Consider the following 24,539-nt stretch of genomic DNA (forward strand, 5'->3'; position numbering starts at 1 on the left):
AGAGTTCACTAGTTGGACATAGACGGGGCCTCGTTGAAGCGGCCCCGCGCGCAGGAGGTCGTCGTGGAGACTCCGGGGTCGCAGTCGTCGCTGCACCGAGCCAACCTGGAGCGGGTCGTACGAGCCGTGCGGCTGGCCGGGTCGCTCACGCAGGCGGAGATCGCGCGGACGACGGGCCTGTCGGCTGCGACCGTCTCCAACATCGTGCGCGAACTCAAGGACGGCGGAACCGTCGAGGTCACGCCCACCTCGGCGGGCGGTCGAAGGGCCCGCAGCGTCTCCCTGAGCGGGGACGCCGGCATCGTCATAGGGGTCGACTTCGGGCACACCCATCTGCGGGTGGCGGTCGGGAACCTGGCCCATCAGGTGCTGGCCGAGGAGTCCGAGCCGCTGGATGTGGACGCCTCCTCGGCGCAGGGGTTCGATCGGGCGGAACAGCTGGTCACCCGGCTGATCGAGGCCACCGGAGTGGACCGCTCCAAGATCGCCGGCGTGGGGCTCGGCGTCCCCGGCCCGATCGACGTGGAGTCCGGCACCCTCGGCTCGACCGCCATCCTGCCCGGCTGGTCCGGCACCCGGCCCGCGGAGGAGATGCGCGGCCGGCTCGGCGTGCCCGTCCACGTGGACAACGACGCCAACCTCGGCGCCCTGGGCGAGCTGGTCTGGGGGAGCGGGCGGGGGGTGCGCGACCTGGCCTACATCAAGGTCGCGAGCGGTGTCGGCGCGGGCCTGGTGATCAGCGGGAAGATCTACCGCGGGCCCGGGGGCACCGCAGGAGAAATCGGACATATTACACTTGACGAGTCCGGCCCGGTCTGCCGGTGCGGAAACCGGGGCTGCCTGGAGACCTTCGCGGCCGCGCGCTATGTGCTGCCGCTGCTCCAGTCCAGCCACGGCACCGACCTGACGATGGAAGGCGTGGTGCGCCTGGCGCGGGACGGAGATCCTGGCTGCCGTCGGGTGATCGCCGACGTCGGCCGCCATATCGGCAGTGGAGTCGCCAACCTCTGCAATCTGCTGAACCCGAGCCGGGTGGTCCTGGGCGGTGATCTCGCCGAGGCCGGTGAGCTGGTGCTCGGGCCGATCAGGGAGTCCGTGGGCCGCTATGCGATCCCCAGTGCGGCACGCCAGCTCTCCGTTCTCCCAGGGGCCCTCGGTGGTCGTGCCGAAGTGCTCGGAGCGCTCGCCCTCGCGCTCAGCGAGATGGGCGATTCGACCCTTTTGGACGGCACGCTGCATGCGGCGACACCCGCCTTCACTTAGAGAACGGATGGCACCGTTGCCAACCCGTTAAGGATTTACTTCTTGACGTCGCACGTGCGGCCGAGTTGACTTCCAGCCACCTCGGCCGCAATGACGCGGCCTCGTCAGGGAGGTTTCTGAAGTGAATACGCGTATGCGTCGTGCCGCCGTTGCTGTCGCCGCCAGTGCCATGGCGGTTTCACTGGCCGCCTGTGGCAGCGCCAAGGAGTCCGGGGACAAGGCCGAGTCCTCCGGCTCCCCGTCGAAGGGCAACGACATCAAGGTCGGTCTGCTCCTTCCGGAGAACAAGACCGCGCGGTACGAGAAGTTCGACAGGCCCTTGATCGAGAAGAAGATCCTGGAGCTCACGGACAACAAGGCCAAGGTCCTGTACAACAACGCGCGGCAGGACGCGAGCCTGCAGTCCCAGCAGGTCGACACGATGATCACCAACAAGGTGGACGTGCTCATCGTGGACCCCGTGGACGCGAAGGCCATCAAGAACTCGGTCCAGAAGGCCGTGGACCAGGGCATCAAGGTCGTCGCCTACGACCGCCTCGCCGAAGGCCCGATCAGCGCCTACACCTCGTTCGACAACGAGGAGGTCGGCAAGACCCAGGGCGCCGCCCTGCTGAAGGCCCTGGGTGCCAAGGCCACCAAGTCCTCCAAGATCGTCATGGTCAACGGTTCGGTCACCGACCCGAACGCCGCCCAGTTCAAGGCGGGCGCCCATTCCGCCCTGGACGGCAAGGTCACGATCGCCAAGGAGTACGACACCAAGGAGTGGTCGCCGGACAACGCCAACTCCGAGATGGAGGCGGCGATCTCCGCGGTCGGCGGCAAGAACATCGCGGGCGTCTACTCCGCGAACGACGGCATGGCCGGCGGTGTCATCACCGCCCTCAAGGCCGCCGGTCTCAAGGTCCCCGTCACCGGCCAGGACGCCGAACTCTCCGCCGTCCAGCGGATCCTCGTCGGCGACCAGTACATGAGCGTGTTCAAGTCGTACCCGACGGAGGCCGGCGTCGCCGGTGAGATGGCCGTCGCGCTGGCCAAGGGCGAGAGCCTGGGCTCCATCGCCAAGGACAAGGTCTCCAGCGGCAGCGCGAACGACGTCCCGTCCGTCCTGGTCCCGGTCGTCTCGCTGACCAAGGACAACGTCAACGACACGGTCATCAAGGAAGGCTTCTACACCGCCGCCGAGATCTGCACCGGCAAGTACAAGGCCGCCTGCGACGAGGCCGGCATCAAGTAAGCAGCCTCAAGTCCCCTTCCAGGTACGGGAGTTCGGCCAAGAGCCCCCGTACCGGAATCTCCCGTGGGGACACGGCTGCTCCCCAGGCTCCGCCGGCGCCCCGCACATCAGACAGCCCCGCAAGCTCGTTGCGGGGCGCCGGACGGAACATCCCCCAGACTTCTTTCTGCACAACCTCCCGCCGGGTCAGGCGGCGAAGGAGATGGTTCACGTGTCCGCTACGCCCGTGCTGGCGTTGCGCGGGGTCTCCAAGCGGTTCGGTGCCGTTCAGGCGCTCACCGACGTAGAGCTTGAGGTCCACGCCGGTGAAGTGGTCGCCCTGGTGGGCGACAACGGCGCCGGAAAATCCACGCTGGTCAAGACGATCGCCGGCGTGCACCCCATCGACGAGGGTGTCATCGAGTGGGACGGCAGGTCCGTCCAGATCAACCGGCCGCACGACGCCCAGGCCCTGGGTATCGCGACGGTCTACCAGGACCTCGCGCTGTGCGACAACATCGATGTCGTCGGCAACCTCTTCCTCGGCCGCGAGGTGAGGAAGTGGGGCGTGCTCGACGAGGTCGAGATGGAGCGACGCTCGCAGGAGCTGCTGCGCACGCTGTCCATCCGTATCCCGAGCGTCCGTATCCCGATCGCCTCGCTCTCCGGCGGCCAGCGCCAGACGGTGGCCATCGCCCGCTCCATGCTCGGCGAGCCCAAGCTGGTCATCCTGGACGAGCCCACCGCCGCCCTCGGTGTCGAGCAGACCGCGCAGGTCCTCGACCTCGTGGAGCGGCTGCGCGAGCGCGGCCACGCGGTGATCCTCATCAGCCACAACATGGCCGACGTCAAGGCGGTGGCGGACAAGGTCGCCGTGCTGCGCCTGGGGCGCAACAACGGTGTCTTCGAGGTCAAGACGACCTCTCAGGAGGAGATCATCTCCGCCATCACCGGCGCCACCGAAAACGCCGTGACCCGTCGTGCGGCCCGCACGACCAGCACGAACGGGGAGGTTTCCAAGTGAGTTTCGACAAGACCTCCGCGACATCGAAGACCGACGTCGCCGTCGACAACCCCGATGCGGCAGCGGCCGCGGTGACCGCGGTCGACCCCCGGCTCCTCGTCCGGGAGCAGGGCCTGACGGGCTACCTCGGTGAGTTCAAGCGCAAGATGAAGACCGGCGAGCTCGGCTCGATCCCGGTCGTCATCGGCCTGATCGTCATCTGCGTCGTCTTCCAGAGCCTGAACTCCAACTTCCTGTCCGCGCAGAACCTGAGCGACATCACCGTCACCATGGTCGGCACGGGCATGATCTCCGTCGGCATCGTCTTCGTGCTGCTGCTCGGCGAGATCGACCTGTCGGTCGGCTCGGTCAGTGGCGCGGCCAGCGCCATCGCGGCCGTCCTGGCGGTCAACCAGGGCTGGCCGGAGTGGCTGGCGGTGCTCGTCGCCGTGGCCGCGGGCGCCGCCATCGGCGCGGCGCACGGTTTCTTCTTCGCCGTACTGGGCGCTCCCGCGTTCGCGGTGACCCTGGCCGGTCTGCTGTTCTGGCTGGGCTTCATGCTCAAGATCCTGGGCGAGAACGGCACCATCAACCTCGACAGCGACGGTCTGATCGGCAAGCTGACCACGTACTTCTTCACGGATGTGGCCGCCGCGTACGCGCTGGCCGCGGTCATGGTCGCGGTGTTCTTCCTCACCTCGTTCCTGGGCAACCGGCGCCGGGAGGCCGCGGGCGTCCCGTCCCGGCCGCTCAGCGACACCGTCCTGCGGACCGTGCTGCTGGCCGTCATCGCCTTCGCCGCGGCCTACATGTACAACCAGTACAAGGGTCTGCCGCTGGCCACGGTGGTGTTCCTGGTGTTCCTGATCGCGACCGACTTCCTGCTGCGGCGCACCGCCTACGGCCGCAAGATCTTCGCGCTCGGCGGCAGTGTCGAGGCGTCCCGGCGTGCGGGCATCAACGTCACCGCGGTCCGGATCTCGGTCTTCGCGATCTCCGGCGGTCTCGCGGCGGTCGGCGGCCTGTTCCTGGCGTCGAAGATCGCGTCGGCCAACCAGAGCGCCGGCACCGGTGACCTGCTGATGAACGCGATCGCCGCGGCCGTCATCGGCGGCACCTCGCTGTTCGGTGGCCGTGGCCGGACCTGGAACGCGCTCCTCGGTGTGCTGGTCATCGTCTCGATCCAGTACGGCCTCCAGCTGGAGTCCATCGCCGAGCCGGTCAAGTACATGATCACCGCGGCGGTTCTGCTGACCACCGTCGTGATCGACTCGGTCACCCGCAAGACACAGAAGACCGCGGGTCGCGCGTAACCGCACGAACTGCTGTGCCCGGCGCCCGCGATGGTGCCGGGCACAGTCATGTCGTAGGAACGGCACATCGTGGGTACAGCCGATCGCGTGACCTATCACGCACCGCCCGGGCGTCGGCCGCACAGCCGGAACATTAGACTCGACGAGCCCGGCAACAGCTCGATCAGCTCTACTTGCAAGGAGGTACGGGTGCCGCTGCTGACCCGCATCAGGGGACCGCGCGATCTGGACCGGCTCAGCCTGGAGCAGCTGGACCAGCTGGCCGAGGAGATCCGGACCTTCCTCGTCGACGCCGTCTCCAAGACCGGCGGCCACCTCGGCCCCAACCTCGGCGTGGTCGAGCTCACCATCGCCCTGCACCGCGTGTTCGAATCACCCAAGGACAAGGTCCTCTGGGACACCGGACACCAGTCGTACGTGCACAAGCTGCTCACCGGCCGTCAGGACTTCTCCAGGCTGAAGATGAAGGGTGGTCTGTCCGGCTACCCCTCGCAGGCCGAGTCCGAGCACGACGTCATCGAGAACAGCCACGCCTCCACGGTCCTCGGCTGGGCCGACGGCATCGCCAAGGCCAACCAGATCCTCGACCGCGAGGACCACGTGGTCGCCGTGATCGGTGACGGCGCCCTCACCGGCGGCATGGCCTGGGAAGCGCTCAACAACATCGCCGACGGGGACCGTCCGCTGGTCATCGTCGTCAACGACAACGAGCGGTCGTACGCGCCGACCATCGGCGGCCTCGCCAACCACCTCGCGACGCTGCGGACCACCGACGGGTACGAGCGTTTCCTGGCCCGCGGCAAGGACCTCCTGGAGCGCACCCCGGTCGTCGGCAGGCCCCTGTACGAGACCCTCCACGGCGCCAAGAAGGGTCTCAAGGACTTCATCGCGCCCCAGGGCATGTTCGAGGACCTCGGCCTGAAGTACGTCGGCCCGATCGACGGCCACGACATCGAGGCCCTGGAGTCCGCGCTGGCCCGCGCCAAGCGCTTCGGCGGGCCCGTCATCGTGCACTGCCTCACCGAGAAGGGCCGCGGATACCAGCCCGCCCTCCAGGACGAGGCCGACCGCTTCCACGGCATCGGCCCCATCCACCCGGACACCGGCCTGCCGATCAAGGCCTCGGGCGCCGACTGGACCTCCGTCTTCGGTGACGAGATGGTCCAGCTCGGCAAGGAGCGCGAGGACATCGTCGCGATCACCGCGGCGATGCTGCAGCCCGTCGGCCTGAAGAAGTTCGCGGACGCCTTCCCGGACCGCATCTACGACGTCGGCATCGCGGAACAGCATGCCGCCGTGTCCGCCGCGGGGCTGGCGGCGGGCGGGGTGCATCCGGTGTTCGCGGTGTACGCCACCTTCCTCAACCGTGCCTTCGACCAGGTCCTGATGGACGTCGCCCTCCACAAGTGCGGTGTGACCTTCGTACTGGACCGGGCCGGCGTCACCGGCACCGACGGCGCCTCCCACAACGGCATGTGGGACATGTCGATCCTCCAGGTCGTGCCGGGCCTCAGGCTGTCCGCCCCGCGCGACGCCGACCAGGTCCGCGCCCAACTCCGGGAGGCCGTCGCCGTCGACGACGCGCCGACCGTGGTCCGCTTCTCCAAGGGCGCCGTCGGCCCCGCCGTACCGGCCGTCGGGCGCGTCGGAGGCATGGACGTGCTGCGCGAACCGGGCACCGACACCCCGGACGTCCTGCTCGTCTCGGTGGGCGCCCTCGCGCCGATGTGCCTGGAGATCGCCAACCTGCTCGACAAGCAGGGGATCTCCACCACCGTGGTCGACCCGCGCTGGGTCAAACCGGTCGACGAGGCCATGGCCCCGCTCGCCGAGCGGCACCGGGTGGTCGTCACCGTCGAGGACAACTCCCGCGTCGGCGGCGTCGGCTCGACGATCGCGCAGGCCCTGCGGGACGCGGGTGTGGACGTGCCGTTGCGCGACTTCGGCATCCCGCCCCGCTTCCTCGACCATGCCTCCCGCGCCGAGGTCATGGCGGAGATCGGGCTGACCGCGCCGGACATCGCCCGCCAGGTCACCGGCCTGGTCTCGAAGCTGGACGGCATCCCCCACTCCCGGCTCCGCACGAGCGGGGGGAGCGCCATCGGCAGCACGGCGGCCGAGGTCGAAGAGGTCGAGCCCGCCCGCGACTGACACAGGCCCCAGCGAACGGGCCGGTCATCCCACTCTTGTCCTGACAGTGGTATGACCGGCCCGTTCGCGTGAAAATACCCGCGCCGGGGCATACGCACTACGCCCCCTCCCGATCATGTCGGGGCGACACAGCGTGGGAGGTACCCATGAGCAGTACCCTCTTCCGGACGAAGAAGGTCGAACAGTCCATCCTCGACACCGAGGAACCCGAGCACGCGCTGAAGAAGTCCCTCTCCGCGCTGGACCTGACCGTCTTCGGCGTCGGTGTCATCATCGGCACCGGCATCTTCGTCCTGACCGGCACGGTGGCCAAGAACAACGCCGGTCCCGCCACCGCCCTTGCCTTCGTGGTGGCCGGTGTCGTCTGCGCGCTCGCCGCGCTCTGCTACGCCGAGTTCGCCTCCACCGTCCCGGTGGCGGGCTCCGCGTACACCTTCTCGTACGCCTCACTCGGTGAGCTGCCCGCCTGGATCATCGGCTGGGACCTGGTGCTGGAGTTCGCGCTCGGCACCGCGGTGGTCGCCGTCGGCTGGTCCGGCTACATCGCCTCACTGCTGGACAACGCGGGCTGGCACCTGCCGGCGGCGCTCAGCGGCAGGGAGGGGGCCGACGGCTTCGGCTTCGACATCCTCGCCGCCGCCCTCGTCCTGGTCCTCACCGGCATCCTCGTGGTCGGCACGAAGCTCTCCGCGCGCTTCACCGCCGTCGTGGTCGCCATCAAGGTGACCGTCGTCCTGACCGTGATCGTCGCGGGCGCCTTCCTCGTCAAGGGCGACAACTACCACCCGTTCGTCCCCAAGGAGCAGGCCGTGGACGCGGGCAGCGGGCTCAAGGCCCCGCTCATCCAGCTGATGGTCGGCTGGGCCCCGTCCAACTTCGGCGTGATGGGCATCTTCACCGCCGCCTCCGTCGTCTTCTTCGCGTTCATCGGGTTCGACGTGGTGGCCACGGCCGCCGAGGAGACCCGCAACCCGCAGCGCGACATGCCACGCGGCATCCTCGGCTCGCTCCTGATCTGCACCACGCTGTACGTCCTGGTGTCGATCGTGGTGACCGGCATGCAGCACTACACCAAGCTGTCGGTGGACGCTCCGCTCGCCGACGCGTTCAAGGCCACCGGGCATCCCTGGTTCGCGGGCTTCATCAGCTTCGGCGCCGCGGTCGGTCTGACGACGGTCTGCATGATCCTGCTGCTCGGCCAGACCCGGGTCTTCTTCGCGATGAGCCGCGACGGGCTGCTGCCCCGCTTCTTCTCCCACGTCCACCCGCGGTTCAAGACGCCGCACCGCCCGACCATCCTGCTCGGCGTGGTCATCGCGATCCTGGCCGGCTTCACCAGCCTGAGCGAGCTCGCCGAACTGGTGAACATCGGCACGCTGTTCGCGTTCATCGTGGTCGCCATCGGCGTGCTCATCCTCCGCCGGACCCGCCCCGACCTGCCCCGCGCCTTCCACACCCCACTGGTGCCGGTGCTGCCGATCGTGTCGGTGCTCGCGTCCCTGTGGCTGATGCTCAACCTGCCGGCCGAGACCTGGCTGCGCTTCGGCATCTGGATGGCCATCGGCTTCGTCGTGTACTTCCTCTACGGCCGCGGTCACAGCCGCCTCGGACGGCAACAGCGGGACGCCGCCGACCAGTCGGCGGATCCGCCGCACGGAACGGAGGAAACGACCGCGGCGCCGTAGCGGGCACCTTCAGGGGCGGTGGGCCCGGTCAGGACGGCCTGACCGTGCGTGGACCGGTCACCTCCGCCCCCAACTCGCCCACCCTGCGCCTGAGTTCACGATCCGCCGTGACGACGAGCACGGCCCGCCCGGCCGCCCGCGCGACCAGCTCGACCATGTGGTCGTCCCCGCTGCCGGGCGCCGCCTCGACCCGCACGCCGGGCACCGGCTCCACCCCCCGCGCCGCGCCCTCGACCACAAGAACGATCTCCACGGGGCCATCACGCCCCGGCATCCCGTCCGCCGCCAAGCGGTCCCGCAGCCGCTCCGCGGCCCCTCGCCGGTCCCGCCACCAACCGTCGGGCACCGACCCGACGACGTTCGCGGCGTCCACGATCACCAGCAGCGGGGCGTTGTCGTCCATGCGGCCAGGGTGCCACGCCCGCGCCGCCATCCCTCAGTGCTGAGGCTTCTCGTCGAAGCTGGCGAAGTAGGCGGCGACCATGTCCTCGTCGGCGTGCCCCTGCCCGGCGGCCCGCTCCAGCCGCTCCGCGCTCGCGGCGGCCACGTCGAGGCGTACGCCGCTCAGCTCGCCCGCCCGGACGATGAGCCGGGCGTCCTTGGCGGCCGTGGCCACCGCGAACTGGGCGGGCGTGAGCCGGTCGTCGAGCACCAGCTGGGCCTTGGTCCGCAGATAGCCCATGTCGAGCGGGCCGCCCGCGATGGCCTCGAAGAAGCTCTGCGGGTCCACGCCGAGCGCCTGGGACAGGGCCAGCACCTCACCGGCGGCCGTGGTGGCGGCGATGACCCAGCTGTTGGCCACCAGCTTCAGCCGGGTCGCGCTGCCCTCGGCGCCGTCCTCGCCGGTCCACACAGTGCGGGCGCCGACCGCGTCCAGGACCGGAGCCACCGCGTCGCGGCTCCCGGCGGGCCCGGCGGCCAGCACGAGCAACTGTCCGGCCTCGGCGGGCTGGCGGGTGCCGAGCACCGGCGCGTCGAAGAAGACCAGTCCGTGCGCGCGGGCGAAGTCGGCCAGCTCGTCGATCACCTCGATGCCCGCGGTCGTCGACTGGAGCCAGGCGGCCCCCGGGCGCAGGCCGGACGCCGCCTGACGCATCACGTCGAGGGCGGCGGGACCGTCGTACAGCATGGTGAGGACGACATCGGCGCCCCGCACGGCCTCGGCCGGGGTGCCGGTGACCGTGATGCCGTCGGCGCCGAGCGGTTCGGCCTTGTCGCGGGTGCGGTTCCAGGCCCGGACGGTGTGCCCCGCGCGGGCCAGGTTGCGGGCCATCGCCGCTCCCATGATCCCGGTGCCCAGGACGCTTACGGTGATCGTGTCGGTCATGACGTCGACTTCCTGTTCTCGTACGGCGGTTCTCGTGCACCAGCCTGCCCCCTCGCGGCGACGACAGCCCACGGGGGCCGCCGGCCAGGGGGGCGGAACGCGCCGAGCAGCCGCCTGCGCTTATGGTGAACCGGTGAACGGCGACTGGCTCATACGCGGCCGTGACGGCCGGCTCAGTGTGTACCTGCCCGTGGATGACGCCGTCCTGTGCCGGGCCGAGCGCGGCCCGGGCGGACCGTGGGACGCTCCCCGCCGGGTGGGCGGCGACCAGAAAGTGCAGGGTGTGCTCGCGGTCGGGCAGGGTGGCGACGGCTACGCCCATCTGGTCGCCTGGCGGACCACCAAGCCCGGCCAGTCCGCCCTGGTGCACTCCACCCACTTCCGGCCCCGGCTGGCGGCCCTCGACTGGAGTGCGATCGGGCACCCCGACAAGACGGGCGAGCGCACCGGTGAGCCCGCCGTCGCCGTCGACGCCGAGGGCCGCGCCCATGTCTTCGTCCGCAACAAGGGCGGCGGGGTGAGCATGCTGGCGCAGAAGGAGAAGGGCGGCTGGAACCCCTGGCGCGACCTCAAGGGGCAGGACACCCAGGACGGGTTGGCGGCCGTGACCGGGGAGTCGGGACGCGTCGAGCTGTACGCGGCCACGTCCGGCCGGCTCCTGCACTGGCGTCAGGAGGAGGCTGGCGCCGAGCCGGTCCTGGACGAGACGGTCGAGGCCCCGGTCCGTCCCGGCACCCTGCGCGCGCTCGCCACCTCCCCGGACAGCAGCACGCTCTTCTTCACCGACGCCTCCGGGGACCTGTGCGTCTGGCGCCCGGGCGCCAAGCCCGTCACCCTGCTCGCCTCCGCCGGCCCCGGCCCGGTCGCCGCCGTGCGCTGCGAACTCGACGGACACGACTGCACCTTGCTCGCCCAGCGCTCCGTCGGCGGCCGGGTCGCCTTCGCCGCGTACCCCACCGAGCTGGAGTCGGCCGGCGCCTGGTGGACCGAGTCGGGTCCCCAACTCCCCCTGGACTCGGAGGTGTCACTGGCCGTCGACGAGGACGACCGGGTGGTCGCTGCCACCCTCTCCCCGTCCACCGGACACCTGCAACTGACCCGACGCAAGGACGAGCCCGGCCTGGCGCTGGAGGCCTGGCGGCCGGTGTGAGGTCCCCGCCCCGAGGGCGGTGCGACACCAGGGCCCGAGGCCGTGAGCTGGTACGTCAGAGACCTGAGACACACGAAACACACACAGGGTTGTACGGATGTCCGCGTGACAAGCGGCACGCCGAGAAACTGTGGTTAAAGCGTGAAAATCCTTGCTAGCCTCCCTGCGTTTGTTCGAATTTTATCGGGAGATCTACGTATCGCCGGGCCGGCCGAGAGGTCGGTACAACGGGGTTGGGAATGTTGTTGTGAGCAGATCCTCCACGGTGGATCTTGTCGTCGTCGGACTCGGTTACGTGGGGCTGCCGCTGGCCCGCTCCGCCGCCGGCGCGGGCCTGAAGGTCATCGGTCTCGACCACAGCCGACGCGTGGTCGACGGACTGAACGCCGGTCGTTCGCATGTGGACGACATCACCGACGCCGAGGTCGGTGCGATGCTCGACCAGGGGTTCCGGGCGGTCGACCGGGCCGAGGTCATCGCCGACGCCGCCGCGGTCGTCGTCTGCGTCCCCACCCCGCTCACCGATCACGGCGCCCCCGACCTCGGCGCGGTGCACGCCGCCGTGGACGACATCGCCGCCCACCTCAGGCCCGGCACGCTCGTGGTGCTGGAGTCGACGACGTACCCGGGCACCACGGACGAGGTCGTCCGCCCCCGCCTGGAGGCCGGCGGGCTGCGGGTCGGCACCGACTTCCACCTCGCCTTCTCCCCGGAGCGCATCGACCCGGGCAACCCGTCCTTCGGTCTGGAGAACACCCCGAAGGTCGTCGGCGGCATCACCGCGGACTGCACCAAGGCCGCCCGCGCCCTCTACGAGCGCTTCGTGAGCCGGGTCGTCGAGGCCAAGGGCACCCGTGAGGCCGAGATGGCCAAGCTGCTGGAGAACACCTACCGGCACGTCAACATCGCGCTCGTCAACGAGATGTCTATGTTCTGCCGCGAGATCGGTGTGGACCTGTGGGACGCGATCCGCTGCGCCTCCACCAAGCCGTTCGGCTTCGCCCCCTTCTACCCGGGCCCCGGCGTCGGCGGACACTGCATCCCGATCGACCCCAACTACCTGTCGTACAAGGTGCGTTCGCTCGGCATCCCGTTCCGGTTCGTGGAGCTCGCGCAGGAGATCAACCAGCGCATGCCGGTGCACGTGGTCAACCGCGCCGCCGACCTGCTCAACGACCAGGGCAAGGCGGTCCGGGGCTCCCGGGTGCTGCTGCTCGGCGTGACGTACAAGCAGGACATCTCCGACCAGCGGGAGAGCCCGGCCCTCGCGGTGGCGGAGAACCTCCTCGCGCGCGGCGCCGAACTCGTCTACTTCGACCCGCGTGTCGACGACTGGAAGGTCGCCGGCCAGAGCGTCGAGCGGGCGGACGACTACCTCGCCGAGGCCGCCTTGGCCGACCTCACCATCCTGCTCCAGCCGCACCGCGAGATCGACCTCGCCGACCTCGCCGACCGCGCCCGGGCGCTCTTCGACACCAGGGGCAAGTCCGCCGACCACCCGCGGGTGGTCAAGCTGTGACTTCCGAGGACACCTACATAGCCGGGGCCGTCGACTCCGGCGGCCAGCGCGGGCACCGCAAACGCCGGCATCTGAAGGTCTCGTACCTCGTCTTCCTCGGGCTCGCCGCGCTGATCGCCACCCGGCTGGACGCGGGCTCCCTGCACCTGTACTCGCTGGGCGCCATGGGCCTGCTCGCGCTGAAGATGTTCGGCGCCCTGTTCTACCGTCCGGCCAAGGCCGGGCGGGAGGAGCTGGAGTACCTGGAGAACGCCTGGGTCACCGCGGTCATCCCGATCTACAACGAGGACCCGGTGATGTTCGAGCAGGGCATGCGCAGCCTCCTCGCGCAGAGCCGGCTGCCCAACGAGATCCACATCATCGACGACGCCAGCGCCAACGACTCCGGCATCCGGACGGCGAAGAAGATGCGCCGCGAGTTCGAGGCCAAGGGCGTCAAGTACACGGTCAGCGTGCAGCCCGAGAACAAGGGCAAGCGCGAGGCCCTCGCGCTGGGGTTCCAGGCGGCGCCCTACTCGGACATCTTCCTGTGCGTCGACTCGGACACCGTCCTGTCGCGGGACACCGTCCGTGAGCTGCTGATGCCGCTGGCCGACGAGAAGATCATGGCCTCCACCGGCATGGTGCTGGCGCTCAACCACGACAGCAACATCTTCACGCGCCTGCAGGACCTGCGCTACGGCAACTCCTTCCTCTTCGAACGGGCCGCGTACTCGCGCCTGAAGTCGGTCCTGTGCTGCTGCGGCGCGCTGTCCGCCTACCGCGGCACGCTGGTGCGCAAGTACCTCGACGACTTCCTCAACCAGCAGTTCCTGGGCAAGCCGGCCGTCTTCGGCGACGACCGCCGCATGACCAACTACTGCCTGATGGAGGGTCAGGTGGTCTTCCAGGAGACCGCCGTTGGCTACACGGCCGTCCCCGAGAAGCTGCCGCACTTCCTGCGCCAGCAGGTCCGCTGGAACAAGTCCTTCTTCCGCGAGTCCCTGTGGGCCTTCCGCCACCAGAAGAAGTACCGGCCCGCCTTCTGGCTGACCTGTATGGAACTGGCCCTGTGGCTGGTCTTCGGCTCCGCGATGTTCTACTCGATGGTCATCCTGCCCATCATGAAGCCCGCCCAGTTCGTCAACCACATCGGTGACTACCTGGTCTTCATGGTGCTCATGGGCTACCTCCGCAACGTGCGCTACCTCGACTTCCCGCGCCGCGGCATGGGCTTCATCAAGCGGTTCGGCATGTTCCTGCTCGCGCCGATCTACGGCGTGATCCAGCTGACGCTGCTCACCCCGCTGCGTTTCTACGCCCTGTTCACCCTGCACAAGGGCAGTTGGGGCACCCGGCAGGGCGGCGTCGAGGTGTCCGTGGCAGGCGACCACGAGGCCGATGTGACGGAGATCTTCGAGGAGGAGGACCCGTACTCGGACAAGAAGGTCACCGAGACGCTCCAGTTGATGCGCCTCGAAGGCGTGGCCCTGCGTACCCGGCCCCGCCCCTCCGGTGTCATCCCCAGCCAGCCGCAGCCGCTGCCCGGTTACGACGAGCAGCACGCGCACGTACCGCAGCAGCAGGTGAGCTGGGGGACGGCGGCCCCGGCCGGGCAGCAGCAGTGGCAGGGCGGCGGACAGCACGACCCGTACCAGCAGGGGTACGACCCCCAGCATCAGGGCGGCTACCCGGACCCGTCCTGGCAGCAGGGCAACGGCCAGGGACACGGCCAGGGCTGGTAGGCCCGGACGAACAGGAAAGAGGGGCGGCCAGGCGGCCGCCCCTCTTCGTCGTGGCCGCGCCTCAGGTGTAGGAGGCCATCGCCTCCTCGACCGTGAGCACCGGGATGCCCCGGTCCGAGATCGCCTTCATCAGCTCGGCGAGACCGGCCTTGCCGATCTCCGTACTGGTCGCCGGAGTGCCGTCGACGACCTTGTGCAGGCACAGGATGAGCCAGTCACCGTTGTTGACGCAGCGGTCGAGCTTGCCGCCCGCGCCCGTCACCCGCGACAGGGCGGTACCGCCGATGCCCGTGCCGTCGTTGACTCCGGTCAGCGCCTTGAGGCGGTACGGCATGGCCGGGGCGAAGGACTCGATCGTCTCGGAGATGATCGACCGGGCCGTGGTGAAGTGCCGGCTCGCGATCTGGTCCACCGGCACGCCGTCCGTGGTCTTCTGGAACGCCCCGTGCGGGTAGGCGAAGTGCTCGCTGGTGAAGCCGTTGCCCACCAGCCACTCGCGCAGCTTGCGGAAGTCCTCGTCCGCCGCTTCCGCGGTGAGCTTGGGGTAGCTGGCGGTGTGGGTGGCGTTCGCGTAGGAGTGCCCGGCCATCTCCCAGCCCGAGAAGTCCTGCATCGAGCGCATCTGATCAACCGTCAGGAAGCTGCCGGTACCGATCGCGTCGGCGATGTTGTAGACCGTGCCCGAGAAGCCGTACTGGTCCATCACCGGCCGGGCCAGGTCGTGGATCGACTTGTGGGAGTCGTCGAAGGTGATCGAGACGACGCCCTTCGGGAAGGCCGAGACGGTGTCCGGTATCAGTTCGACGGCCTGCAGCCGGTAGGTCACCGGCCCGCCCGCGTTGTCGTACACGGCGAACGACATGTCGGTGAAGCCGGTCTTGGTGGACGGTGCGCCCGAGGCGGAGACCGAGTAGGTTCCGGCAGCGCTGGTGACGTCCGCCCACTGCAGGTGGACGGTCACCCACTCCCCGGACTGCACATAGTTGGCCGACGTCGTCGAATGGGCGTGGAAGGTCCAGGAGAAGTAGTTCGCGAACCCGCCGCTGCCCAGGTAGAAGACGAGTTTGGACAGGTTGGTCACGTCGTCGACCCGGAACACGAGCCTGATCATCTTGCCGGTCAGGTTCTGCGCCGCCATACCGGTCCTGCGGACGTACGACTGCTTGCCGGTGCCGTTGGTGGTGACCCGCACCGACTGCGTCCCGCGCACGAAGGCGGACGTGTCGTTCGCCTCGGCCGACGCGGTGCCCGCGCCCCCCGGAGTCCAGCCGTGCGAGGCCTGGAACTGCTGGGACCAGGTGGCCCGGCGGTACTTGGGGCGCCGCCCCGACGGGGCGTAGGCCGGAGGTGTGGTGAGGCCTCCGATGGCCGCCTCGGCGGCCGTGGCGTCCGCGGGCTGGGCCGCCACGGTCCCCAGCCACGCGCCGCCGCCCCCCGCCAGAGCGACACCTCCGGTGCCGCCCATGAGCAGCGCGGCGCGCCGGCTCAGTGAGCGGGCCGAGGTCCGGGAATGCTCCTTGCTCAACGCTTCTCCTGAACGGTGTCGAAGTAGTTCATGCCGTTGTCGCTGTACTTCTCGACCGCCGCGTCGACCTCCTTGGCGGAGAGCACGGAGTCGGCGTTGTAGTACAGCCAGTCGACCCGCATGTCCCAGGCGCGGTCGCCCTTGAACGGCAGGTCCACGAACCAGTGGTTGAAGTTGATCGACATGCCGGCCCGCGGGGCGTACTTGCCGCTGCTGGAGAAGAGCTTCTTGCCGTCCATGCGGTACGTGACCACGTCGTCCTCGACCGTGATCATCATGGTGTGCCAGCCGGCCAGGCTCTTGTGGGTGGTGGCGTAGACGCGGTCGTTCTGCTCGTGGCTGTACCAGGACACGGTGTCGAGCTTCGGACCGAGCCGGCCCCAACCGCCGTTCGGCATGTACTCGTTGTCGAGTTCGCTGTACGTCTTTCCGCTGCCGCCGATGGTGTAGAAGGTCTGGTTGACGTGGTCGCCGCTCCTGCCCTCGGTCGGATCGTCGCTGAAGTGGACCCGGGCGGCGTAGGTGCCGTCGCGGAACTCACGTCGCGCGGTGCCGAGGCTGGCCTGCGTGGTGCCGGACGCGGTGCCGTCGGTGGCGGCGCGCAGGTTCAGCACCTGACCGTCGCCCAGCGCGTCCTTCTCGGCGGGGAAGGTGACCCCGTCCGCCGACCAGGTGTCGTCGATGCCCGGCCCGCCCTTGCTGCTGCGGACCAGCCAGCCGTGCTTGAACAGCGCGGGGTCCTTGGCGCCGACGTAGGCGAAGTTGTCGAACAGCACTCCGGGCGGAGCGGCAGGCAGGGGGTCGGGTGCGGCGGCGGACTTGGCCGACGCGCCCTTCTCGCCGCCGCCGTCCGGCTCGTCACCCCAGGTGAGGACGCCACGCTTGTAGGCGGTGACCGTCTTCGACTCCTTGTAGGTGGTCTTGTCCGCGTCGAAGGACCGGTCGTTGGACTGCTTCAGCTTCTTGTGGTCGGCGCGGAACAGCTGGACGTCGATGCCCTTGCTGTTGGCGCCGGGCTCCAGCGTGCCCGCGTCCTCGGTGAACCGCAGCTCCAGGTAGTGGTCGGCGTCCGTGGAGGGGGTGTCGAGCTTCTTCACGGTCCCGGCGATGTTCGAGCAGCCGGCGGCGGCCTGGACGCAGTTGAAGGCGTACGTGGAGTCCCCGTCCGCGGTGAAGTAGTACCGCAGCGTCAGCTCGGACAGCGGCAGCGGCTTCTTCGAGTCGTTGATCACCTCCAGCGACGGCTTGGCCGCCGCGGCGGTGGCCGGGGTGTCGGTGCGGTACCGCACGACGAGCTCCGGCGGATCGGGGTTCGCCGCCTTCCACACGGGATACAGCGCCGTGGCACCTGCGGCGACCACACAGACCAGGAGGAGCAGCCTGATCTTGGGCCAGATCCGTCGTCGGGGCGGGCGGCGGCGGTTGGACGCCACGGGGACTCCTTCTGCACGGCGCTGACCGGTCAGTGGGTCGGAACCGTCAGGGCAATGTAAACAAGTGGTCGGATTATGTGAGGATCCTATCCGTCGAGGCATGCCAAAAGGGGGTGGAACGCATGGATCGTTACCATGCGCCCCACCCCCCTCAGGGGTACCGCGTTACGCCGGGACGCTCGCCACGCCCGGGGCCAGGAAGGTCTTGCCGTTCACGCGCTCGGAGACACCCTCGCGGTCCAGGTACGGCGTGAGGCCGCCCAGGTGGAAGGGCCAGCCGGCGCCCGTGATCAGGCAGAGGTCGATGTCCTGGGCCTCGGCGACGACGCCCTCGTCGAGCATGAGCCCGATCTCCTGCGCCACCGCGTCCAGGACACGCTCGCGGACCTGCTCCTCGGTGAGGACGGTGTCGCCCTGCTTCAGCAGCGCGGCGACCTCCGGGTCCAGCTCCGGCTTGCCGCTGTCGTAGACGTAGAAGCCGCGCTTGCCCGCCTTGACGACGGCGGCGAGGTTCGGGGAGACCTTGAAGCGGTCCGGGAAGGCGCCGTTGAGGGTCTCGGACACATGCAGACCGATCGCCGGGCCGACCAACTCCAGGAGCACCAGCGGGGACATCGGCAGGCCGAGCGGCTCGACGGCCTTCTCGGCGACCTCGACCGGGGTGCCCTCGTCGATGACGTTCTGGATCTCGCCCATGAAGCGGGTCAGGATGCGGTTGACGACGAACGCCGGGGCGTCCTTGACCAGAACCGCCGTCTTCTTCAGCTTCTTGGCGACACCGAACGCGGTGGCCAGCGAGGCCTCGTCGGTCTGCTCGCCGCGGACGATCTCGAGGAGCGGGAGGATCGCGACCGGGTTGAAGAAGTGGAAGCCCACGACCCGCTCGGGGTTCTTCAGCTTCGACGCCATCTCGGTGACCGACAGCGAGGAGGTGTTGGTGGCGAGGATGGCGTGCGCCGGGGCGACCGCCTCGACCTCCGCGAACACCTGCTGCTTGACGCCGATCTCCTCGAACACGGCCTCGATGATGAAGTCGGCGTCGGAGAATCCCTCGGCCTTGTCCAGCACACCGGAGACCAGGGCCTTGAGACGGTTGGCCTTGTCCTGGTTGATGCGGCCCTTGCCGAGCAGCTTGTCGATCTCGGCGTGGACGTAGCCCACGCCCTTGTCGACGCGCTCCTGGTCGATGTCGGTCAGCACGACCGGCACCTCAAGGCGACGCAGGAACAGCAGCGCGAGCTGCGAGGCCATCAGGCCCGCGCCCACGACGCCGACCTTGGTGACCGGGCGGGCCAGGTTCTTGTCCGGGGCGCCGGCCGGACGCTTGCCGCGCTTCTGCACCAGGTTGAACGCGTAGATCCCGGACCGCAGTTCGCCGCCCATGATCAGGTCGGCGAGGGCCTGGTCCTCGGCGTCGTAACCCTGCTGGAGGTCGCCGTTCTTGGCGGCGGCGATGATGTCGAGGGCGCGGTAGGCGGCCGGAGCGGCCCCGTGCACCTTGGAGTCGGCGATGGAGCGGCCCTTGGCCACGGCCTGGTCCCAGGCCTCGCCGCGGTCGATCACCGGGCGCTCGACCTCGACGTCACCCTTGAGGACCTGGGCGGTCCAGATCAGCGACTGCTCCAGGAAGTCGGCGCCCTCGAAGATCGCGTCGGCGATACCGAGGTCGAAGACCTGCTGCCCCTTGAGCTGCTTGTTCTGGTTGAGCGAGTTCTCGATGATCACCGAGACGGCCTTGTCGGCACCGATCAGGTTCGGCAGCAGAGTGCAGCCGCCCCAGCCGGGGACCAGGCCGAGGAAGACCTCGGGCAGAGAGAACGCCGGGAGCGCCTTGGAGACGGTCCGGTACGCGCAGTGCAGACCGACCTCGACGCCGCCGCCCATCGCCGCGCCGTTGTAGTAGGCGAAGGTCGGGACCGCGATGCCGGCCAGGCGCTTGAAGACCTCGTGGCCGCCCTTGCCGATGGCCAGCGCGTCCTTGTGCTCCTTCAGCAGCTCGACGCCCTTGAGGTCGGCGCCGACGGCGAAGATGAACGGCTTGCCGGTGATGCCGACACCGACGATGTCGCCGGCCGCGGCCTCCTTCTCGACCTGGTCGATGGCGGTGTTCAGGTTCGCCAGCGAGGCCGGGCCGAAGGTGGTCGGCTTGGTGTGGTCGAAGCCGTTGTCCAGCGTGATGAGCGCGAAGCGCCCGGCGCCGAACGGCAGGTCGAGGTGGCGTACGTGCGCCGAGGTCACGACCTCGTCGGGGAACAGCTCGGCCGCGCCCTTCAGGAGTTCGGTGGTGCTCACTTGTCGCCTCCGGCGTCCTTGTGGTTCGGGTTCTCCCAGATGACCGTGGCGCCCATGCCGAAGCCGACGCACATGGTGGTGAGGCCGTAACGGACCTCCGGCTGCTCCTCGAACTGGCGGGCCAGCTGCGTCATCAGGCGGACGCCGGAGGAGGCCAGCGGGTGGCCGTACGCGATGGCGCCGCCGTACTGGTTGACGCGGGCGTCGTCGTCGGCGATGCCGTAGTGCTCCAGGAAGGCGAGGACCTGGACCGCGAAGGCCTCGTTGATCTCGAAGAGGTTGATGTCCTCGATCGACAGACCGGCCTGGGCGAGGGCCTTCTCGGTGGCCGGGATCGGGCCGTAGCCCATGACCTCCGGCTCGACACCGGCGAAGGCGTAGGAGACCAGGCGCATCTTGACCGGCAGGTTGTGCTCGCGGGCGAAGTCCTCGCTGGCGATGATCGAGGCGGTCGCGCCGTCGTTCAGACCGGCCGCGTTACCGGCGGTGACCCGGCCGTGCACGCGGAACGGCGTCTTGAGACCGGAGAGGTTCTCCAGCGTGGTGCCCGGCCGCATCGGCTCGTCGGCGGTGACCAGGCCCCAGCCCGTCTCACCGGCCTCCGCGTTGGTACGACGTACGGAGATCGGCACCAGGTCCGCCTGGATCTTGCCGTTGGCGTACGCCTTCGCGGCCTTCTCCTGCGAACGCACCGCGTACTCGTCGGCGCGCTGCTTGGTGATCGTCGGGTAGCGGTCGTGCAGGTTCTCCGCGGTCATGCCCATGAACAGGGCGGACTCGTCGACCAGCTTCTCGCTGACGAAGCGCGGGTTCGGGTCCACGCCCTCACCCATCGGGTGGCGGCCCATGTGCTCCACGCCACCGGCGATGACGGCGTCGTAAGCACCGAACGCGATGGAGCCGGCGGTGGTGGTGACGGCCGTGAGCGCACCGGCGCACATACGGTCGATCGAGTAGCCCGGCACCGACTGGGGGAGCCCGGCGAGGATGCCGGCCGTGCGGCCCAGCGTCAGGCCCTGGTCACCGATCTGGGTGGTCGCGGCGATGGCGACCTCGTCGATCTTCTTGGGGTCGAGACCGGGGTTGCGGCGCAGCAGCTCCCGGATCGCCTTCACGACGAGGTCGTCGGCCCGGGTCTCGTGGTAGATGCCCTTCGGGCCCGCCTTGCCGAACGGGGTGCGGACGCCGTCGACGAAGACGACGTCCTTGACGGTACGAGGCACGATGGCTCTCCTCCAGGGTGCGGGATCTGCACTGCTGCGATGCGCTGAGCGCGCGCTCAGCACCCATGCTACTTATGAGTAACGTAGCTGCACAGTCCCCCCGGCTCAAGCGGTGAAGGTCACACCCTCGGAGGTGCCGTCGAGCCCCGTGGGGTCAGGACCGGAGTGGGCACGGGGTGCGATCCGGGGCCCTCTTTCGTGATTACTCCGAACAGGGTCCGGGCCGCCTCCGCCCCGAAGCCGTGCACGTCATGGCTCATCGCGGAGAGCGTCGGATGCGTGAGCCGGCACAGCTGGGAGTCGTCCCAGGCGAGCAGGGAGACGTCGTCGGGCACACCCAGCCCCATCTCGGCGGCCACCGAGAGCCCCGCCACGGCCATGATGTCGTTGTCGTACACGATGGCGGTCGGCCGGTCCCGGGGCGCCGCCGTCAGCAGCGACCGCGTCGCCCGCGCCCCCGCCTCCCCGGAGTAGTCCGTGGCCACCTGCCACGCCCCGGCCAGCTCCAGCGCGCGGGCAGCCCCGTCGAAGGCGGCGGTACGCATGGAGGTGTGCCCGAGGGCCGCCGCGCCCCCGACCCGGGCGATCCGCCGGTGTCCGAGCGCGGCGAGATAGCGCACCGCCTCCGTCACCGCGGTCGCGTCCTCGGTCCAGACGGAGGTGAGGCCACCGGTCAGCGAGGGGTGCCCGACGGCGACCGCCGGCATCCCGAGCCGCTCGACCGCGGCCACCCGAGGATCGTCCGCGCGGAAGTCGACGAGGATGGACCCGCCGATCTGCCGCCCCCGCCACCAGGTCTCCTGGAGCCCGACCTCCTCCTCCACGCTCCGCACCAGCCGCAGCAGCAACGAGCAGGAACGCTCGATCAGGACGCTCTCCACCCCCGACACGAAGTCCATGTAGAAGGGCTCCAGGCCGAGCTGCCGGGCGGGCCGGCAGATCGCCAGCCCCACCACGTCCACCCGCGAACCGGCCAGCGTCCGGGCGGTGGGGCTCGGTGCCCAGCCAAGTTCCCGCGCCGCCTCGAAGATCCGGTCCCGGGTCGCCTCCGACAACCCCCGCTTGTGGTTGAAGGCGAGGGACACCGCCCCCTTGGACACACCGGCGCGCGCGGCGACGTCCCTGATGGTGACGCGCGAGGGCGGCTGGTCTGTCATCGGTGGGGCTCCATGCAGTACAGGGCGGTGCGGACGGCGGCGGCATCCTGGTCGTCCCGGCGCTTCCAGCCCCGCACACCGATGGTCACCCGTTCCCCGGCCAGCAGCGTCAGACGCCCCCGGTCGGCCCGCGCCGCCGGATCCAGCCGGTCGGCCTGGAGCAGCAGATCACGCAGCAGGGTGCGCGCCGTCACCTCGACCCCGCCCGGCACCAGCGCGACCTCGAACTCGGGCCGGGGATACGGGATGTCGCGGTCCGCGGCCGGGAAGTGCAGGGCACGCAGCCCGTCCCCGCTCTCGACCTCGCCCGGGCGGGTGGGCCCCCACGCGTCCGCGACCAGGAACTCCTTCGGGCCCACCGGCACAAGCTCCCTCGGCACCGCGAAGTCGGCCACCGACCGCGCCCCGGCCGTGAAGCTCACGTTCGCCGAACCGATCACCAGCCCCTCGACGGACATCCGCCGCAGCGCCAGCGTGCCGGACCACACCCGCGCCGACTGGTTGACGGCCGCCGACACCAGCCCACCCTCCCGCACCTGGAGGGTGAGCAGCCGGTCCGCGTACAGCCGCCGCAACTCGTGGTACAGCGGCTTCTCACGGCCGTCCCCGTCGATCGCCGCCCATGACGTCACCGGCCAGCAGTCGTTGAGCTGCCAGACCACCGTGCCCGCGCACACCGGCCAGTGCGCCCGCCAGTGCTCGATCCCGGCGGCCACCGCACGGGCCTGGTTGATCTGCGTGAGGTAGTGCCAGCGGTCGAAGTCCCCCTCGGGCAGGGCGAAATGACGGGCAAGCCCGCGCTCCAGCTTGCCGTTGCCGTCGTCGGCCTTCTGGTGGTGCAGCATCCCGGGGGAGTCGGGGGCGAGCTCCTCACCCGGCAGCGCGCGGCGCAGCGTGGCGTACGCGGGCGGCGCCTGCCAGCCGAACTCGGCCACGAAACGCGGCACGCTCGCGCGGTAGTCCGCGTAGTCCTCCCGGTTCCACACCTCCCAGGAGTGGTGCGTGCCGTGCGCCGGGTCGTTCGGGTGGTGCTCCCAGGACCCGGACCAGGGACTGCCCGCCGCGTACGGCCGCGTCGGATCCAATTCGGCCACCACCCGCGGCAGCAGGCCCAGGTAGTACCCCTCCCCCCAGGAGTCCCCGGCGAGCCGCGCCTCCCAGCCCCAGTCCCGAAACCCCCACAGGTTCTCGTTGTTGCCGTTCCACAGCACCAGCGAGGGGTGCGGCATCAGCCGTACGACGTTCTCGCGGGCCTCGGCCTCCACCTCGCCGCGCAGCGGCTGCTCCTCCGGGTAGGCCGCGCACGCGAACGGGAAGTCCTGCCAGACCAGCAGACCGAGTTCGTCGCAGGCGTCGTAGAAGTCCTCGCTCTCGTAGATCCCGCCGCCCCACACCCGCACCAGGTCCACCCCGGCGTCGGCCGCCTGCCGAAGCCGCTCCCGGTAGCGGTCCGGTCCGATCCGGGACGGGAACACGTCGTCCGGGATCCAGTTCACGCCCCGCGCGAACAGCCGCTCACCGTTGACGACGAAGGTGAACCCGGTGCCGTGCGCGTCGGGGCGCCGGTCCAGTTCGACGGTCCTGAAGCCGACCCGGCGCCGCCACACGTCCAGCGGCCGGCCCTCGTGCAGGAGCGTCAACTTGACTTCGTACAGCGGCTGTTCGCCGTAACCGCGCGGCCACCACAGCCGTACGTCAGGAATCTCGACGCGTACGGTCCCACTCGTCCCGTCGATCTCGGCGCGCGCCCGCACCCCGCCGACCCTCGCCTCCACCGAAAGCCGGGCCTCCACCCGGGACCGCTCGACGTCCACCCGCAACTCGACCCGCCCCGAGCCGTCCTCGACGGTCACCAGCGGGCGCACCCGCGCGAGCCTGGCCGTCGACCAGCGCTCCAGCCGCACCGGCCGCCAGATCCCGGCCGTCACCAGCGTTGGCCCCCAGTCCCAGCCGAAGGAGCAGGCCATCTTGCGCAGGTACTGGTAGGGCTCGGCGTAGGCGGCGGGCCGCTCGCCCAGCGTCCCGCGCACGGCCTCCGCCTCGGCGTACGCGGACCCGAACCGCACCGACAGCCGGCCGCCGAGCCCGGTCACGTCGAAGCGGTAGGAGCGGTGCATGTTCCGCGTCCGTCCGAGGAGCCGGCCGTCGAGCAGCACCTCGGCGACGGTGTCGAGGCCGTCGAAGACCAGGTCGGTCTGCTCGTGTCCGTCCGGCGCCGCGAGGTCGGTCTCGTACGTCCACTTCCGTCGCCCCACCCACGCGACCTCACGCTCGCCCTGCCCGACCAAGGGGTCCGGGATCACCCCCGCCGCCAGCAGGTCGGTGTGCACACAACCGGGCACGGAGGCCGGGAGCTCACCCCCCTCGTGCTTCAGGATCCAGCCCTCGGTGAGCGGTGTGGCCTCCAGCATGCGCACTCCCTAAACCGGTCTACCCCAGCATCGAGCGCCACGTGGTCATCGTTGGCGGGAATGGGACTTTACCGGTTGAGAAAGCGCTGTCAGAGTGCCGAATCAGCCATCTCGTACGTGCTCGTCCGTCCCGTGAACCCGTGAACGGAG

The 24,539-nt window shown here is 69.8% G+C and carries 17 protein-coding genes; 9 read left to right on the plus strand and 8 right to left on the minus strand.

The features are described 5' to 3' along the window. Nucleotides 1-63 precede the first annotated feature (63 nt). From ABZ027_RS01075 to ABZ027_RS01100, 6 genes are all read left to right on the plus strand, one after another. Nucleotides 64-1,263: an ROK family transcriptional regulator gene (locus ABZ027_RS01075; RefSeq protein WP_356763429.1), complete on the plus strand. Its 1,200-nt coding sequence runs from the start codon at nt 64-66 to the stop codon at nt 1,261-1,263. Between the two features lie 133 nt (nt 1,264-1,396). Then, nucleotides 1,397-2,497: a substrate-binding domain-containing protein gene (locus ABZ027_RS01080; RefSeq protein ID WP_356763431.1), complete on the plus strand. Its 1,101-nt coding sequence runs from the start codon at nt 1,397-1,399 to the stop codon at nt 2,495-2,497. Between the two features lie 202 nt (nt 2,498-2,699). Continuing rightward, nucleotides 2,700-3,500: an ATP-binding cassette domain-containing protein gene (locus tag ABZ027_RS01085; protein ID WP_356763003.1), complete on the plus strand. Its 801-nt coding sequence runs from the start codon at nt 2,700-2,702 to the stop codon at nt 3,498-3,500. Then, nucleotides 3,497-4,792, plus strand: a complete 1,296-nt coding sequence (locus tag ABZ027_RS01090) for a sugar ABC transporter permease (protein WP_356763005.1) — start codon at nt 3,497-3,499, stop codon at nt 4,790-4,792. Before ABZ027_RS01085 ends, ABZ027_RS01090 begins: the two co-directional genes overlap by 4 nt. Before the next feature lie 189 nt (nt 4,793-4,981). Beyond that, complete coding sequence (gene dxs, locus ABZ027_RS01095) at nt 4,982-6,943, plus strand: 1-deoxy-D-xylulose-5-phosphate synthase (RefSeq protein ID WP_356763007.1); 1,962 nt, start codon at nt 4,982-4,984, stop codon at nt 6,941-6,943. A 146-nt stretch (nt 6,944-7,089) separates the two neighbouring features. Then, nucleotides 7,090-8,628: an amino acid permease gene (locus tag ABZ027_RS01100; protein WP_356763009.1), complete on the plus strand. Its 1,539-nt coding sequence runs from the start codon at nt 7,090-7,092 to the stop codon at nt 8,626-8,628. 28 nt (nt 8,629-8,656) lie between these two features. Here ABZ027_RS01100 and ABZ027_RS01105 read toward each other — a convergent pair whose 3' ends face one another. Together ABZ027_RS01105 and ABZ027_RS01110 are read right to left on the minus strand one after the other, a co-directional pair. Continuing rightward, a complete protein-coding gene (locus tag ABZ027_RS01105; RefSeq protein WP_356763011.1) occupies nt 8,657-9,031 on the minus strand; it encodes an NTP pyrophosphohydrolase in 375 nt (124 codons plus the stop codon). Between the two features lie 33 nt (nt 9,032-9,064). Beyond that, nucleotides 9,065-9,955: an NAD(P)-dependent oxidoreductase gene (locus ABZ027_RS01110; protein ID WP_356763013.1), complete on the minus strand. Its 891-nt coding sequence runs from the start codon at nt 9,953-9,955 to the stop codon at nt 9,065-9,067. Between the two features lie 133 nt (nt 9,956-10,088). Here ABZ027_RS01110 and ABZ027_RS01115 point away from each other — a divergent pair, with 133 nt between their 5' ends. The 3 genes from ABZ027_RS01115 to ABZ027_RS01125 all read left to right on the plus strand — a co-directional run bounded on the left by ABZ027_RS01115 (nt 10,089) and on the right by ABZ027_RS01125 (nt 14,348). Further along, nucleotides 10,089-11,105: a hypothetical protein gene (locus tag ABZ027_RS01115; protein WP_356763016.1), complete on the plus strand. Its 1,017-nt coding sequence runs from the start codon at nt 10,089-10,091 to the stop codon at nt 11,103-11,105. Nucleotides 11,106-11,352: 247 nt separating this feature from the next. After that, complete coding sequence (locus tag ABZ027_RS01120) at nt 11,353-12,624, plus strand: nucleotide sugar dehydrogenase (protein ID WP_356763018.1); 1,272 nt, start codon at nt 11,353-11,355, stop codon at nt 12,622-12,624. Continuing rightward, a complete protein-coding gene (locus ABZ027_RS01125; protein WP_356763020.1) occupies nt 12,621-14,348 on the plus strand; it encodes a glycosyltransferase in 1,728 nt (575 codons plus the stop codon). Before ABZ027_RS01120 ends, ABZ027_RS01125 begins: the two co-directional genes overlap by 4 nt. Before the next feature lie 61 nt (nt 14,349-14,409). Here ABZ027_RS01125 and ABZ027_RS01130 read toward each other — a convergent pair whose 3' ends face one another. From ABZ027_RS01130 to ABZ027_RS01155, 6 genes are all read right to left on the minus strand, one after another. Beyond that, on the minus strand, nt 14,410-15,873 hold the full coding sequence (locus ABZ027_RS01130) for a polysaccharide deacetylase family protein (RefSeq protein WP_356763022.1): 1,464 nt from the start codon (nt 15,871-15,873) through the stop codon (nt 14,410-14,412). Beyond that, nucleotides 15,870-17,306: a cellulose binding domain-containing protein gene (locus ABZ027_RS01135; RefSeq protein WP_356763024.1), complete on the minus strand. Its 1,437-nt coding sequence runs from the start codon at nt 17,304-17,306 to the stop codon at nt 15,870-15,872. Before ABZ027_RS01135 ends, ABZ027_RS01130 begins: the two co-directional genes overlap by 4 nt. Nucleotides 17,307-17,471: 165 nt before the next feature. After that, nucleotides 17,472-19,598 carry a 3-hydroxyacyl-CoA dehydrogenase NAD-binding domain-containing protein gene (locus ABZ027_RS01140; RefSeq protein WP_356763026.1) on the minus strand — a complete coding sequence of 709 codons (2,127 nt, stop codon included), beginning with the start codon at nt 19,596-19,598 and terminating at the stop codon, nt 17,472-17,474. Then, nucleotides 19,595-20,821, minus strand: coding sequence for an acetyl-CoA C-acyltransferase (locus ABZ027_RS01145; RefSeq protein WP_356763028.1), 1,227 nt, complete (start codon nt 20,819-20,821; stop codon nt 19,595-19,597). Before ABZ027_RS01145 ends, ABZ027_RS01140 begins: the two co-directional genes overlap by 4 nt. A gap of 119 nt (nt 20,822-20,940) precedes the next feature. Continuing rightward, nucleotides 20,941-21,978, minus strand: coding sequence for a LacI family DNA-binding transcriptional regulator (locus ABZ027_RS01150; protein WP_356763030.1), 1,038 nt, complete (start codon nt 21,976-21,978; stop codon nt 20,941-20,943). Continuing rightward, nucleotides 21,975-24,389 (minus strand): glycoside hydrolase family 2 protein, encoded by a 2,415-nt coding sequence (locus ABZ027_RS01155; protein WP_356763032.1) that lies wholly within the window; start codon nt 24,387-24,389, stop codon nt 21,975-21,977. Before ABZ027_RS01155 ends, ABZ027_RS01150 begins: the two co-directional genes overlap by 4 nt. Nucleotides 24,390-24,539 lie beyond the last annotated feature (150 nt).

The sequence above is a fragment of the Streptomyces sp. NPDC006332 genome (assembly GCF_040612855.1).
Classification (GTDB): domain Bacteria; phylum Actinomycetota; class Actinomycetes; order Streptomycetales; family Streptomycetaceae; genus Streptomyces.